10 protein-coding genes are annotated in these 15582 nt (G+C 59.2%); 3 read left to right on the forward strand and 7 right to left on the reverse strand.

Annotated features, from left to right (window positions below; translation table 11 throughout):
• Positions 1-249: 249 nt before the first annotated feature.
• Complete coding sequence (locus ACOTXR_RS11560) at positions 250-1647, reverse strand: NarK family nitrate/nitrite MFS transporter (protein ID WP_014884177.1); 1398 nt, start codon at positions 1645-1647, stop codon at positions 250-252.
• Positions 1648-1956: 309 nt separating this feature from the next.
• On the opposite strand from ACOTXR_RS11560, the gene narX reads away from it, so the two are divergent.
• Both narX and narL read left to right on the forward strand, forming a co-directional pair.
• Positions 1957-3753, forward strand: coding sequence for a nitrate/nitrite two-component system sensor histidine kinase NarX (narX, locus tag ACOTXR_RS11565; RefSeq protein ID WP_058689886.1), 1797 nt, complete (start codon positions 1957-1959; stop codon positions 3751-3753).
• Positions 3746-4396, forward strand: a complete 651-nt coding sequence (gene narL, locus ACOTXR_RS11570) for a two-component system response regulator NarL (protein ID WP_008499531.1) — start codon at positions 3746-3748, stop codon at positions 4394-4396. Before narX ends, narL begins: the two co-directional genes overlap by 8 nt.
• Before the next feature lie 3 nt (positions 4397-4399).
• On the opposite strand, the gene ACOTXR_RS11575 is transcribed toward narL, so the two are convergent.
• The 6 genes from ACOTXR_RS11575 to ACOTXR_RS11600 all read right to left on the reverse strand — a co-directional run bounded on the left by ACOTXR_RS11575 (position 4400) and on the right by ACOTXR_RS11600 (position 15355).
• The gene (locus tag ACOTXR_RS11575) at positions 4400-5806 is read right to left on the reverse strand and encodes a YchO/YchP family invasin (RefSeq protein WP_058689885.1); all 1407 of its coding nucleotides are present in this window, start codon (positions 5804-5806) and stop codon (positions 4400-4402) included.
• Between the two features lie 148 nt (positions 5807-5954).
• A complete protein-coding gene (locus ACOTXR_RS11580) occupies positions 5955-8432 on the reverse strand; it encodes a nitrate reductase (RefSeq protein ID WP_058689884.1) in 2478 nt (825 codons plus the stop codon).
• Complete coding sequence (nirB, locus tag ACOTXR_RS11585; protein WP_072205283.1) at positions 8429-12415, reverse strand: nitrite reductase large subunit NirB; 3987 nt, start codon at positions 12413-12415, stop codon at positions 8429-8431. The genes ACOTXR_RS11580 and nirB overlap by 4 nt, the downstream gene beginning before the upstream one ends.
• Before the next feature lie 13 nt (positions 12416-12428).
• Positions 12429-13217: an ABC transporter ATP-binding protein gene (locus tag ACOTXR_RS11590; RefSeq protein WP_014884182.1), complete on the reverse strand. Its 789-nt coding sequence runs from the start codon at positions 13215-13217 to the stop codon at positions 12429-12431.
• Positions 13218-13226: 9 nt separating this feature from the next.
• On the reverse strand, positions 13227-14105 hold the full coding sequence (gene ntrB, locus ACOTXR_RS11595) for a nitrate ABC transporter permease (RefSeq protein WP_014884183.1): 879 nt from the start codon (positions 14103-14105) through the stop codon (positions 13227-13229).
• Between the two features lie 2 nt (positions 14106-14107).
• On the reverse strand, positions 14108-15355 hold the full coding sequence (locus tag ACOTXR_RS11600) for a CmpA/NrtA family ABC transporter substrate-binding protein (RefSeq protein WP_059373518.1): 1248 nt from the start codon (positions 15353-15355) through the stop codon (positions 14108-14110).
• On the opposite strand from ACOTXR_RS11600, the gene ACOTXR_RS11605 reads away from it, so the two are divergent.
• Positions 15354-15476, forward strand: coding sequence for a hypothetical protein (locus ACOTXR_RS11605; protein ID WP_255343926.1), 123 nt, complete (start codon positions 15354-15356; stop codon positions 15474-15476). The two genes, ACOTXR_RS11600 and ACOTXR_RS11605, sit on opposite strands and share 2 nt — an antisense overlap.
• Positions 15477-15582 lie beyond the last annotated feature (106 nt).

Raw genomic sequence — 15582 nt, forward strand, 5'->3', positions numbered from 1 at the left:
TAGGCAAAATACCACCAAAGCGGTAGATTTTAAAAATTCATAATAATATGATTTTTAATGATATTTTCATTTCATCGTACAATAACCACGGCAAAATTTAACATCTCAGGTATTAAGGGGTAGACCTCCCTGCAAGGCGACGGCGATCACAGTGTTACCGGCGCACTTCTGTGAAACCCATCAGTATGTTGTAACTACTTCCAGAACAAAAAAACGCGGCCCCAAGGCCGCGCAAACGGATAATCACACTTACTTATTTTTCTTGGTATTACGGCCATATACCAGCCACGTAATCACAACGCAGGCGATATAGAACACAAGGAACACTTTCATCGCACCCGCCGGGGAACCGGTCAGGTCAAGCGAAATACCGAACGCTTTCGGGATAAAGAAGCCGCCAATGGCACCGATGGCAGAGATAAAGCCCAGCGCAGCAGCGGTATCCGTCGCCGCTTCACGCATCGCCTGCTCTTCGCTTCCACCCTGCGCTTTCACGCGATCCATCGTCAGCTTACGGAAGATCACGGAGATCATCTGGAAGGTGGACGCACTCCCCAAACCGGCCGTCAGGAACAGCACCATAAACACGCCGAAGAAGGCGATGAAGTTTCCGCCCTGTCCGTCCGCTGGCAGCGTCAGGAACAGCAACGCACAGAAGACAGCCATCACGACAAAGTTCACCAGCGTCACGCGGGTACCGCCCAGACGGTCAGAAACCATGCCGCCCAGTGAGCGAGCCAGCGCGCCAATAAATGGACCAAAGAAGGCGAATTGCAGGATCTGCACGTCCGGGAACTGGGTTTTCGACAGCATGGCGAAACCGGCAGAGAAACCGATAAACGACCCGAAGGTGGCCAGATACAGCAGCGCCATAACCCAAAGGTGTCCACGTTTCAGCACCGGCAGCTGTTCACTCAGTGACGCCTTCGACGCAGACAGATCGTTCATAAAGAACCACGCTGCCAGGGTGAAGACCACCAGGAACGGCACCCAAATCCAGGCGGCGTTCTGCAGGTAGAGGGAAGAACCATCCGCCTGTTCAACGCCACCGCCACCAAAGGCAGCAAAAATGGACACCGAGATCGCCAGCGGCGCGATCAGCTGCATCACGCTCACGCCCATGTTGCCCAGACCACCGTTAATGCCCAGCGCGCCACCCTGTTTCGCTTTCGGGAAGAAAAAGCTGATGTTCGCCATACTGGAGGCGAAGTTCGCACCCGCAAAACCGCACAGCAGGGAGATGATCACGAACACGCTAAACGGCGTGGACGTATCCTGCACCGCGAAGCCGAGCCACACGCAAGGCACGATCATGATCCCGGTACTGAATGCCGTCCAGCGACGGCCACCAAAGACCGGCACCATAAAGGCGTAAGGAACGCGCAGCAGCGCGCCAGACAGTGACGGCAACGCGGTCAGCATAAACAGCTGATCGGTTGTGAACGTAAACCCAACTTTTGGCAGATTTACCGCCACTGCACTAAACAACATCCATACGCAAAACGCTAATAACAGACACGGAACGGAAATCCACAGATTCCGGCTTGCTACACGATGGCCGCGCTGTTGCCAGAACGCCGGATCCTCTGGACGCCAGTCTGTAATAACGGCACCATTTTCCCTTTCGGGAGCGGATGAGTGACTCATAGACACCTCTGATTCTCGAATGATGCTGCAAACATTAGGGTTTTAGGGCGGCGGTAAGTTGATATAAATCAAAGGAAAAGTGCGAGGATTTGCGGCACGAAAAAAGGTCTTATCCTTAGTGAGTAGGCAAATCAGGTCAAAAAGACGTTGTTTTTCACGGCGCTGACGCGTCCCTGCTTCCCCTACCCTCTGACGCATACTCCACTGACAATTTAGGAGTAATCATTTATAGGTATGGGTATACTCCAGGGTATGCACCAGAATAGCGCCATTCCTGCAAGCAGGCCACGTCAGGAGCCCGGCAACTCTATGTTAAAAAGATGTTTATCACCGCTGACACTCGTCAATCAGTTAGCCCTGATCGTTTTGCTGTCCACAGCACTCGGCGTGACCGGCATGGCGATTTCCGGCTGGCTGGTACAAGGGGTACAGGGTAATGCGCATGCCATCAATGAGGCAGGCTCGCTACGCATGCAGAGTTACCGTCTGCTGGCGTCGGTGCCTCTGACGCAGGACGACCAGCCTCTCATTGATGAAATGGAGCGCACGGCTTTCAGTCCTGAACTGGAAAATGCAGCCATCCGCGCCGGTCAGCAATCCCAGCTTAAAGCCCTTCAGGGCTACTGGCACACCCAACTGGACCCCGGACTGAAACAGGCGCAAAGCCCGGAGACGGTCGCGCAGGACGTGGCGGGTTTTGTCTCACGCATTGATGCCCTGGTCTCCTCTTTTGACCAAACCACTGAATTACGCATCGATCGGGTGGTGATGGTACACCGTGCCATGGCCCTGTTTATGGGCCTGCTGCTGATCTTCACCATTATCTGGCTCCGCGCGCGGCTGCTGAATCCGTGGAAACAGCTGCTGGCCATGGCCCGGGCGGTAACCGCCCGGGATTTTACCCAGCGCACGCACATCAGCGGACGCAACGAAATGGCGATGCTCGGCCAGGCGCTCAACACCATGTCGGCAGAGCTGTCCGAAAGCTACGCGGTGCTTGAGCAGCGCGTACAGGAAAAAACGGCCGGGCTGGAGCAGAAAAACGAAATCCTCTCTTTCCTGTGGCAGGCCAACCGCCGGCTGCACATGCAGGTGCCGCTCTGTGAACGCCTCTCCCCGGTGCTGAATGGCCTGCAAAATCTGACCCTGCTGCATGACCTGGAACTGCGCGTTTACGACGTGGAAGATGAAGATAATCATCAGGAGTTTACCTGTCAGTCCGACATGTCCTGTGATGATAAAGGCTGTCATTTATGCCCTCGCGGCCTGCCGCCGTCGACCACTGGCGGCACGACGCTGAAATGGCGGCTAACGGACAGCCATACCCAGTACGGTATTCTGCTGGCGACCCTGCCCGCCGGGCGTCACCTGAGCCACGATCAGCAACAGCTGGTTGATACGCTGGTTGAACAGCTAACGGCCACGCTGGCGCTCGACAGGCATCAGGAAAAACAGCAGCAGCTCATCGTTATGGAAGAACGCGCCACCATCGCCCGCGAGCTGCATGACTCGATCGCCCAGTCGCTCTCCTGTATGAAAATGCAGGTAAGCTGCCTGCAGATGCAGGATGCGCAGATGCCGGACAGTAATAAACAGCTGCTCAGCCAGATACGCAACGAGCTGAATACCTCCTGGGTACAGCTGCGTGAGCTGCTGACCACCTTCCGCCTGCAGCTGACCGAGCCGGGCCTGCGTCCGGCGCTGGAAGCCAGCTGTCAGGAGTTTAGCGCCCGGCTGGGGTTCCCGGTGAAGCTGGATTACCAGCTGCCGCCGCGATTTGTCCCGTCACATCAGGCCATTCATCTACTGCAGATCGCCCGTGAAGCGCTCAGCAACGTGCTTAAACACGCGGAAGCGACGGCGGTCACGGTCACCGTCAGCCAGCACGCTAACCAGGTCAGACTCACGGTTCACGACAACGGCCGCGGCGTGCCGGAAAATGCCGAGCGCACGAACCACTATGGTTTAATCATTATGCGAGACCGCGCCCAAAGCCTGCGCGGTGATTGTCAGGTTCGCCGGAGAGAGACGGGTGGCACGGAAGTCGTGGTCACCTTTATTCCCGAAAAACCGCTTACAACTTCTCAAGGAGAAACCCATGACTAATCAGGAACCGGCATCCATCCTGTTGATCGACGACCATCCGATGCTGCGTACTGGCGTAAAACAGCTGGTCAGCATGGCACCCGATATTACCGTAGTTGGCGAAGCCAGCAACGGGGAACAGGGCATTGAGCTCGCCGAGTCCCTCGATCCCGATCTGATCCTGCTCGATCTGAACATGCCCGGCATGAACGGCCTGGAGACCCTCGACAAGCTGCGGGAAAAATCGCTTTCCGGACGCATCGTCGTCTTTAGCGTCTCGAACCATGAAGAAGATGTGGTCACGGCGCTGAAGCGCGGCGCGGATGGTTATCTGCTGAAAGATATGGAGCCGGAAGATCTGCTTAAAGCACTGCAGCAGGCTGCGGCCGGCGAGATGGTGCTGAGTGAAGCCCTGACGCCGGTGCTGGCCGCCAGCCTGCGGGCCAACCGCGCCACGTCTGACCGTGACGTCAGCCAGTTAACACCGCGCGAACGCGATATTCTCAAACTAATTGCCCAGGGGCTGCCGAATAAAATGATCGCCCGCCGTCTGGATATCACCGAAAGCACGGTCAAAGTGCATGTGAAGCATATGCTGAAGAAAATGAAGTTAAAATCCCGCGTTGAGGCCGCCGTGTGGGTACATCAGGAACGCATTTTTTAAGGATTACTCATCCGGCAGCAGCTTCCAGCGCGGGTCGTCGTCAGGTATAGCGATCAACGGCTGCACCACCGCAAGCGTGATCTCATTGGACGAGACGCGCTGGCCCTTCTCATCTTCCACTACCGCCGAAAGATGCCAGCGGTTTGTCGCGCCTTCTGCCTCATTCCAGGCAGGCATAATCACGCTCCAGCCGTCGCTGCTGTTACCCTTCCCGGGCGACGTCAGGCTCAGTGCCTGGGTATCGCCCTGCCAGTGGATCTGACGGATGCCGTGCGTGCTACGAATCTGTAGCTTCAGCATGACGGTTTCCCCCCCTTTCAGATCCCACGGCGGCGTTGCCAGCCAGACGGACAGCGTTTTACGCTGGCGGAACTCCATAATCGGAAGGCTGTTGCGCTCGGGGGAATCATAGCGGTTGCCACGCAGAGAACGCGTGGCCGCAACTTCACTGGCGGAGAGTTGCTTTACCAGCGGCACGCCAAAGCGGTAGTTAAGCTTCAGGCCGAGGTTATTCTGGCTTTCGCCGCTTTCACCCTGCTTATGCGCGGCGGTCAGCGTGACCAGCGGAACCGGGGTATAGTTAAGCCCAAGATTGACCGCCACCGGGTTGTGATAGCCGGTTCCGCTGTTGAAGAGATCAACGTTGTCGCCAAAATACTGCTCGACGCTGACGCTGGTGTTCAGGTGATGAAACCACGGCAGCCAGGCTTTGGCGGTGACATCATATCCCCGCGCCATTCGCTGTTCCTGAACATCAGATCTGTCGCGCCATCCGGCAAACGGCTGGTAATAGTTCGCTGACAGGCGCAGATTCTCCCCCCACACCTCGGCGCCCAGTCCGGCACGCTGCAGGTTTTCGTCCAGCAGATTATCGTAGAAGGTGTTATAGCCCAGCAGCCATTTTCCGGCGACCCAGCGCTGGCCGATTCCGGCGTTACTGACCAGGCCATCCGTCTGCTGCGTCAGGCCAAGCTGGCTCCAGCTCAGGTAACGGTTGTTATCGTTCCAGGGGATAAACCAGCTCCCGCTGCTGCCGTTAAATTTGCCCTCGTTATCCACCAGTAAATTGACGCTGGCGTTCCCCCAGGGCGACAGCCAGGACTCAATCTGCTGGTTCACTTCGCCGCTCACCGCGTCGCGCACCTGACCAAAGGCAAACTGACGCGCCTGCTCGCCCGTTGTCAGGCCGTTGTCGGTCATACTGGCTTCACCAAAGGCTTTCGCCATTTCGGCCAGGTGCTTTTCCCCTTCCCCTGAGGGAGCAGCCATACCCAGGTCGGGCAGATTATCCCCGTTATTATCAAAAGGATTTTGTGCCTGCTGGATAAAGGAACGCGGCGCACCGTGAACGGCTCCGGCCGTAAGAAGGGGGAGTAAGAGCAGAAAACGAATGCGGGACGATACAACCATCAACGTCGTAAAAAAGAACCTGTGTTTATGGATAAACTCTTATTATGTTAACGCGATAAGCCTGGAAATGCAGTTCTGGCGGAAATTTCAGGATTATCCTGAAACTGATTGTCGGGTGGCGGCTACGCCACCCGACGCGCTTACACCATCATCCAAACAGTCCTTTCAACTCCGAAACGCAGGAGCCACAGTTCGTGCCGCACCGTAACGTTGCCCCCAGCGCGGCGACGCTTTCGCACCCTCCGGCTATCGCCTCCCGAATCGCATTTTCTCCGACGCTGAAGCAGCTACAGATAATGCGTCCCGGATCCGCCGTCTCCTCCACACCCTGCCCGTTCAGCAGCGCATGACGCTCTGCAGGCGTCGTGGGGGGCGAGCGAAAAGCAGCGTCAATGATCGGGTGTACCAGCTCCGGTAACGTGGTGCCTTCCCAGAAGCCGAGCATCAGCTGACCTTCATGCCAGGCAAGCACGCTACTGCGTTCGCCGGTTTGAGCAACCTGTAACTGCCAGCCCCGACTGCTGGCGTAGTTCATGAGCCACGACAGCAACGGTTTATCTCCTGATACCGTCAGATGCGAGGCTTTACGCCACCAGTGAACCCAGGATGGTAACGCCGGCTGTTCGTGGGTATAGAGCACCCCTTGCCAGGCGGGCAGCCAGGGCATAATCCGAACGGCGGTTTGTTTGCTCTCCGGCTGGCCCGACGCCGGATCGCAGCGCCCTTCCACCAGCGCATTCACCTTTCCCTGACGGGCAAACACGGCGTTCCAGTGCATCGGGGCAAACACCTCGCCTTGCCGGATGCCGCGGTTGACTCGCACTCTGGCGACCATCACGCCGCGCGGCGAACTGATCCGCGCCAGCTGGCCATCACACAACGAGAACCGCACGGCATCGCTGGCGCAGACCTCAACAAACGGCTCCGCGATATGCTGCATCAGCCGGGGCACATACCCCGTCCGGGTCATGGAGTGCCATTGATCGCGGATGCGTCCGGTATTGAGGAGCACCGGGTACAGCGTGCTGACCGCCGCACCGTGCTGGACCGGATCGACCGGCACCAGGTTTCGACGCGGAAAATCCCCCGTTGACCACTGATACGGCTCCAGCCGCTCCCACGCTTCGCGGGTAAGTTCAGCCAGGTCATGCAGGTTCAATGCCCGCGTGCCGTCATTTTCAAAGGCCGTCAGCGCCGCGTGCTCGCAAAAAATCTCGTGCGGATGTTGCCAGGCAAAGGCATCGCCGTGACCAAGCCGTTTTGCAATCTGCGCGACGATCCACCAGTCCGGTTTTGCCTCTCCCGGTGCAGGCAGAAAGGCGCGCTGGCGCGAAATACGCCGCTCGGAATTGGTCACAGTGCCGTCCTTCTCCCCCCAGGCCAGCGCCGGAAAACAGATATGGGCGAACCGGCTGGTGTCGGTATCGTTCATGACCTCAGAAACAATCACCAGCGGGCAGCCTGCCAGCGCCTGACATACGGCGTGACTGTCCGGCAGCGAGACCGCTGGGTTGGTGCCCATGATCCACACCGCCTTCACTTCGCCACGGGCAATGGCATCGAACAGTTCAACCGCCATCAGGCCTGGCGTCTGCGCCAGCCTTTCCGTTCCCCAGAAACGCGCCACCCGCGAAAGGTCGTCCGGCTCAAAGTTCATGTGCGCCGCCAGCTGATTTGCCAGCCCGCCCACTTCCCGTCCGCCCATGGCGTTTGGCTGTCCGGTCAGCGAAAACGGACCGCAGCCCGGGCGGTTGAATTTTCCGCTGGCAAGATGGACGTTGATGATGGCGTTACACTTGTCGCTACCGCTCGATGACTGGTTGATCCCCATGGTGTAGAGCGTGATCGCGCGTGGCGCGGTGACAAACCAGTCATAAAACACACTAATATCCTGCACAGGAAGGTCGCAAAACGCCGCCACGCGGGCCATCGGCCACGCGTCGGTTCCCTGGATCACATTGAGCAACCCCACAAACAGCCCCGCATCGCTGCCGGGTTTTAGCGCCAGATGCAGGTCAGCGATATCACAGGTAACCGTTTCACGCGGGTCAATCACCACCACCTTCATCTGCGGATTAGTTTGCTTTGCCTGCACCAGCCGCTGGTACAGAACAGGGTGCGTCCAGGCGGCATTCGAGCCCACCAGTACCACCAGATCGCTGTTCTCCACGTCCTCGTAACTGCACGGCACCACGTCCTCACCGAAGGCACGTTTATAACCCACCACCGCTGACGACATGCAGAGCCGGGAGTTGGTATCAATGTTCGCCGCCCCGATGAACCCCTTCATCAGCTTGTTAGCGGCGTAGTAATCCTCGGTTAACAGCTGGCCGGACGCGTAGAACGCCACCGCCTGCGGCCCCCATCTGTCGATAATGTGCTGGAGCCGTTCACCTGCCGCCTCCAGTGCCTGCGTCCAGTCCACCTCATTACCGTCAAGGACCGGGCGCAAAAGCCGCCCCTGTAAATCGGTTGTCTCCCCCAGGGCGGCCCCTTTCACGCACAGGCGACCAAAATTCGCCGGATGGGTTTCATCTCCCCGAACGCTGACCACGCCGCCTTCCACGCGGGCGACCACGCCGCAGCCCACCCCGCAGTAGGGGCATGTTGTCCGGGTTTCTGTCATGAAGCCTCCGCACGCATGACCAGGGCATCGTTACCGACCCACACTTTGCCGTTTTCAATTTTCACCGGCCAGGCGCGTACCGCAGGCTCACCATTTTCAACCTGACAGCCATCGCGCAGACGAATGCGCTGTTTATAAAGCGGAGAGATCACCACCGGCTCCCCCGCCGCATCGCCAAGAATGCCGCGAGAAAGCACGTTCGCACGGCTTCCTGGCTCCAGGTCGTCGAGGGCATAAACGGTTTTGCCAAAGCGGAACAGCGCAATCGCATTGTGACCAAGACGCGCGCCAATGCCCGCCTGTTCGGGGATATCCTCGATACCGCAGATTTCCTGCCAGCGTTTGCCTTGCTCTGCGGCAGTGTCGTTCACAGCGGTGCGGAACAGCGCCAGACGGTTGGGATCGTTGAGCGTGGTCTGCCATTCGCACTGGTAGGTTTCTACCACCCGGGCCATCTCCTGCTCCAGTTCGTCGGCAATACCCAGACTGTCCTCGAGGATCACCTCGCGCAGATAGTCGAGGCCGCCTTCCAGGTTGTCCATCCAGGTGCTGGTGCGCTGCAGGCGATCCGCCGTGCGGATGTAGAACATCAGGAACCGGTCAACGGTACGGATCAGCGTTTCATCGTCCAGATCGCTGGCGAAAAGATCCGCATGGCGCGGCTTCATGCCGCCGTTGCCGCACAGGTAGAGGTTCCAGCCTTTATCGGTGGCAATGACGCCCACGTCTTTGCTCTGCGCCTCGGCACACTCGCGGGTACAGCCGGAAACCGCCATTTTGATTTTGTGCGGCGCGCGCAGGCCTTTGTAACGGTGCTCCAGTTTGACCGCGAGGCCGGTGGAGTCCTGCACGCCATAGCGGCACCAGGTCGACCCAACGCAGGATTTCACCGTGCGCAGAGATTTCCCGTAAGCGTGGCCGGTCTCAAATCCGGCTTCCACCAGCGCCTGCCAGATCTCCGGTAGCTGTTCCAGAGTGGCGCCAAAGAGGTCAATACGCTGCCCGCCAGTGATTTTGCTGTAAAGGCTATAGCGCTTTGCAATCTGGCCGATGGCGATCAGCCCGTCGGCGGTCACTTCCCCGGCGGGCATACGCGGCACGATGGAATAGGTTCCGTCCTTCTGAATATTGGCAAAGTAACGGTCGTTGGTGTCCTGCAGCGGCAAATGTGCCGGTTTAAGCAGATACTCGTTCCAGCAGGAAGCCAGCACGGAACCGACCAGCGGCTTACAGATTTCGCACCCGTGTCCCTGACCGTAGCGGCTGATGAGCTGGTCAAAGGTGCGGATATGGTTGACGCGCACCAGGTGGTAAATTTCCTGGCGTGACCAGGGGAAGTGTTCACAGATATCCTTTTTCACCTCCACGCCCTGTTCAGCAAGCTGAAACTCCATCACCTGCTTCACCAGCGCACTACAGCCCCCGCAACCGGTCGCCGCTTTGGTGCACTGTTTGATGGCACCGATATCCGTTGCGCCCGCGCTCACGGCCTGGCAAATATCGCCCTTGCTGACGTTATGACACGAACAGATCTGCGCACTTTCCGGCAGCGCCGCCACGCCCAGCGCTTTTGGCGCGCTGCCTGAGGATGCGGGTAATATCAGGGTTTCCGGCGCTTTCGGCAGGCTGATTCCATTGAGCATCATCTGCACCAGCGTGGCGTATTCGCTGGCATCACCCACCAGCACGCCGCCGAGCAGCGTTTTGCTGTCGTGGCTGACCACGATTTTCTTGTAGATTTGCTGCGGGCCGTGCGTCCACTGGTAGCTCAGCGCCCCCGGCGTGCGCCCGTGAGCGTCGCCAAACGACGCCACATCCACGCCCAGCAGCTTGAGTTTGGTGCTCATATCCGCGCCGGTGAAGGTTTTATCCTCCCCTGCCAGCGCGGCGGCGGCCACGCGTGCCATCTGGTAGCCCGGGGCAACCAGTCCAAAGATTTTCCCTTCCCACAACGCGCATTCGCCAATGGCAAACACGTCACGGTCGGAAGTCTGGCAGCCATCGTCAATGCAGATCCCGCCGCGCTCGCCGATAGCCAGCCCGCTGCTGCGCGCCAGCGCGTCCTGCGGACGGATACCGGCAGAAAAGACCACCAGGTCCGTTTCCAGCGCTTCGCCATCGGCAAAGCGCAGCACCAGCCCGTCATCCGTCGACGCAATTTCCGTGGTGGCTTTAGCGGTGTGAACGCCCACGCCCAGCGCCTCGATTTTCTTGCGCAGCATCGACGCGCCGTCGTTATCGAGCTGAACCGCCATCAGATTGGGCGCAAACTCCACCACGTGAGTGTCGAGCCCGAGTTGTTTCAGGGCGTTTGCTGCCTCCAGCCCCAGCAGCCCGCCGCCGATGACGACCCCGCGACGCGCACCCGCCGCATGGGCCGCAATGTTGTCGAGATCGTCGAGCGTGCGGTAGACAAAACAGCCCGGCAGATCGTTACCCGGTACCGGCGGGACAAACGGGTATGAGCCGGTCGCCAGCACCAGTTTATCCCAGTGCGTTTCATGCCCACTGGCGGTACGCACCACGCGCGCGTCGCGGTCAATGGCGACAATCTGCTGCGACAGGCGCAGCTCAATGCCGTTATCAGCAAAAAAATCCCCTGCCACCAGCGAGAGCGAATCCGCACTGCGGCCGCCAAAATACTCGGACAGATGCACGCGGTCATAGGCGGCATAGCGCTCTTCACCAAAGACCACGATCTGATACTGCTGATGTAAGTTGCGGTTAACGCAATCTTCGAGAAAATGATGGCCGACCATACCGTGCCCAACCACCACCAGAGTAGGTTTTGTCATAGCGTTCTGTCCTGCAACCTGTGGTTGCGTAGTGAATCGATCGAACAGCCAGTCCGCGTGTGCGGGCGCAGCCGTTGCCCGTAAATCGGTAAATGTCACCGCGTGGCGGCAATCTCCCATCAGCAGCACGCCAGCCAGCGTCCCCTGATGGATCAGTAAGCGACGATAGTGACGCGTCAGCGGATCCCATGAACGCCAGACCACGTCGCCCTCCTGCTCCGCCGCGCGACCCAGGCTGAACAGCTCCACGCCGGTCACCTTGAGGCGCACACCGTTGTCGGTGAGGGTAAACGGCGCAGTGGTGTCGCCCGCCAGCCGTGCGGCGAGGATATCGGCCTGCGCCAGACAGGGGGCGACCAGGCCAAACGTCTGGCCATCAATTTCGCAGCACTCGCCAATGGCATAGATGTCCGGCGCGGAGGTCTGCATCTGGTGATTCACCACAATCCCGCGCGCGCAATGAAGGCCGCTGGCCTTTGCCAGGTCAATGTTGGGCTGCACGCCGGTCGCCAGCACCACGCGCGCCGCAGCAATACTGCGTCCATTGAGCAACGTCACGGTGTTGTCGTTAATCGCCGAGATGCCGGAGGCAAGCTCACAGCGCACGCCCCGTTCCGCCAGCGCCTCCTCCAGCAGCGCGCCAGCCTTTTGATCCAGCTGTTGTTCCATCAGCCACGGACCGCGATGAACGAGCGTGACGTTGTCACCTGAGCGTGCCAGTGCTGCCGCAGTCTCAACCCCAAGCACGCCGCCCCCCAGCACCACCGCCGGACCGGAAACTGCCTGAATGGCGCAGGTATCCTCCAGGGTGCGGAACGTGAACACCTGAGGCGCATCACCGCCGGGGATCGGCGGAACAAAAGGCGTTGAACCGGTGGCAAATACCAGGGCATCCCAGCCCAGCGTGCGGGTGGCGGTTCGCACTTCCCGTGAGACCACGTCCACGGCAAGCGCCCTTTCGCCCCGCAGCACCGTAACGCCACGTACCCGGTACCAGTCCTCATCCTGAAGACAGATATCCGCTGCCGCTTTCTCGCCCCCCAGCACCGGCGAAAGCTGAATGCGGTTATAGGCATGCTCAGGCTCATCACCGACGACGGTGATAGCAAAACGACCCGAGGCCCGCCCGGTTAGCCCGTCAATCAGCCGGGTGGCCGCCATTCCATTCCCGATAATGACCAGTCGCATCAAAGCCCCCTCGTTACGCCGCTTTCGGCTGTTTTTCGTAGAGGAAATGGAGGATCTGCTGACGCATGTGGTGGTAGCGGCTGTCGTCCGCCAGCTGAACCCGGTTGCGCGGACGCGGCAGATCAACGCGCAGGATCTCTCCGACGGTCGCCGCCGGGCCGTTGGTCATCATCAGCACGCGATCGGAAAGCAGCACTGCCTCATCTACGTCGTGGGTAATCAGCACGATAGTGGTGTTCAATGCCTGCTGGATCTGCATCACCGAGTCCTGCAGATGGGCTCGCGTCAGCGCATCCAGCGCGCCGAACGGTTCATCCATCAGCAGCACTTTTGGCTTCATCGCCAGCGCGCGGGCGATGCCCACGCGCTGCTTCATGCCGCCGGAGATCTCCCCCGGGCGCTTATGCAAGGCATGCCCCATCTGCACGCGGTCGAGGTTGTGCTCGATCCACGCTTTACGCTCAGACTTGCTCATGGTGTGACGGAACACCTGATCCACCGCCAGGGCGACGTTGTCAAAGCAGGTGAGCCATGGCAGCAGGGAATGGTTCTGAAACACCACCGCGCGCTCGGGGCCCGGCCCGGCAATTTCGCGGTTGTCGCAGATAAGCCCACCTTCCGTCGGCAGCGTAATGCCGGCAATAAGGTTCAGCAGCGTCGATTTGCCGCAGCCGGAGTGGCCGATCAAACTGACGGTTTCGCCCTCGTGAATATCAAACGAAACGTTTTGCAGCGCCAGAAACTCGCCGCTGGCAGTAGAAAAGCGCTGGCTCACGCCCTGGACCTGAATTAATGGTTTCATCTTCGCTCCTTATTTTTCCTGCCAGCTAAAGCGACGGGCAATCAGCATCAGCCCCTGCTCCAGCAGCAACCCGACCACGCCAATAATGACGATGGCGATGAGAATGTTTTCGACGTTGAGGTTGTTCCACTCGTTCCAGATCCAGAAGCCGATGCCTAAGCCTCCGGTGAGCATCTCGGCGGCGACAATCACCAGCCAGGCAATACCGATGGAGAGGCGTACCCCGGTCAGCACCGCAGGCAGCACGGCAGGAAAGAGAATGCGGCGCATGATGGTCCACTCAGAGAGTTGCAGTACCCGGGCGACGTTGAGGTAGTCCTGTGGAATACGGCGCACCCCTTCCGCGGTGTTGATGACCATCGGCCAGATGGAGCAGATAAATATGGTCCAGCTTGATGCTGGCTCCGCTTTCTGGAACAGCAGCAGGCCGATGGGCAGCCAGGCCAGCGGGCTAACCGGCCGCAGGAGGGCAATTAGCGGGTTGAACATGCGCGAGAAAAAGGTGAAGCGGCCAATCAGAAAGCCCAGCGGAATCCCCGCCAGCGCTGCCAGACCAAAGCCGATGGCGACGCGCTGCAGTGACGCAAGCACGTTCCAGCCTATGCCCATATCGTTTGGCCCGTCGCGATAAAACGGATCGGCGAACAGGGTTATGGCCGAGTCGAGCGTGCTGAGCGGCGTCGGGAAGCCTTTGCTGTTTATCGCCGCCAGTTGCCAGAGCACCACCAGCAGCCCCAGCCCCAGAAACGCCGGAATGACGCGCTGTAAAACATCATTCATTCGACGCGCCAACGCAGGCGTACGACGACGAACCTGTAACGGTGGCAGGACAATCACCTCCCCGCTCTCAGGCTTCTCTTGTGGTTTTGTGTTTTGCAGATGCGGCATAATCAGGCCCCTTTACGGTGAATGGCAAAACGGTTGGCGTACCCTTCCGGATCGGTTCCGCTCCAGACGGTACCGTCCATCAGCGTGCTGCTGCGATACGGTGATGAGGGAGTGGAGAGTCCGCCGACGGCGGTGGCAGCATCCTGCCAGACCGCGGTCTGGTTAATGCGCTGCGCAATACCCACGTAATCCGGCGCGGTTTTAAGCAAGCCCCAGCGGCGGAACTGGGTTAAGAACCACATGCCGTCAGAGAGATACGGATAACTGACGGCACCCTCGTTGAAGAAACGGATCGGGTGTGCGTCCTGCCAGCGCTGCCCCAGGCCGTTGTCGTATTCCCCGAGCATTCGCCCGGTGAGATACTGTTCTTTGCAGTTGAGCCACGCCCGGCGCGAGAGGATCTGCGCGGTTTCACGTTTGTTTTCCGGGGACGCCTCAATCCAGCGCGCGGCTTCCATCACGGCACTCACCAGCGCCCGGGCGGTGTGCGGATTTTTCTCCACCCAGTCGCGACGCGTGCCGAGAATTTTTTCAGGATGATCCGCCCAGATGGACTGCGACGTGGCAGCGGTGAAGCCAATGCGGTCGTTAATCGCCCTCGCGTTCCACGGCTCACCGACGCAAAAGCCCACCATGTTGCCAATGCGCATGTTCATCACCATCTGCGGCGGCGGCACCACCACTGTGCGCACGTCATCGAAGGGGTTAATGCCTGCGCTCGCCAGCCAGTAGTAAAGCCACATGGCGTGCGTTCCAGTCGGGAAGGTGTGCGCGAAAGTGTAAGTGCCAGGCGCCTGCTGCCCGACCAGCGTTTTCAGCCCGTCAAGATCGCGAACCCCCTTCTCCGCCAGATCGCTGGAGAGCGTAATGGCCTGACCGTTCTGGTTAAGCGTCATCAGGTTTGCCATCTGCTGCGGCTTGCCTGCAATACCCAGTTCAAGCCCGTACAGCAGACCGTAAAGAATGTGCGCGGCGTCCAGCTCCCCCGCCACCAGCTTGTCGCGTACAGCTGCCCAGCTCGCCTCTTTGGTGGGGACGATGGTGATACCGTATTTTTTATCAAAGCCTTTCAGGGCTGCGATAACCACCGGCGCACAGTCGGTCAGCGGGATAAACCCGATACGTACCGTCTCCTGCTCCGGTTTATCCGAGCCTGCCGCCCAGGCAGCCTGCATGACACCCGGTAATAACACTGCGCCACTCGCCAGCATGCTGGCCTGCAAAAACCGTCGTCTCGACAAATCCGCCATGACCACTCCTGAAAAAAAGCCAAAAAAAAGCGCCCACAGTGCCGAAGCACCGCTGGACGCCTTTATCCCGAAGACTGATGCACCGCCGTTGGCGCACCGTCAAAAATGGTTAATTCAATAATGCAAAGTCAATGCCAGGTTTGAACACCCTGTTTCAGGGCCGACAGCCGGGTTTTGCTCGCCATTACGCACCCCAATCAGGCACAACATGCCCACTGATTGTGCAG

Source organism: Enterobacter cloacae complex sp. IR53030, from assembly GCF_049238365.1.
Lineage (GTDB): Bacteria > Pseudomonadota > Gammaproteobacteria > Enterobacterales > Enterobacteriaceae > Enterobacter > Enterobacter kobei.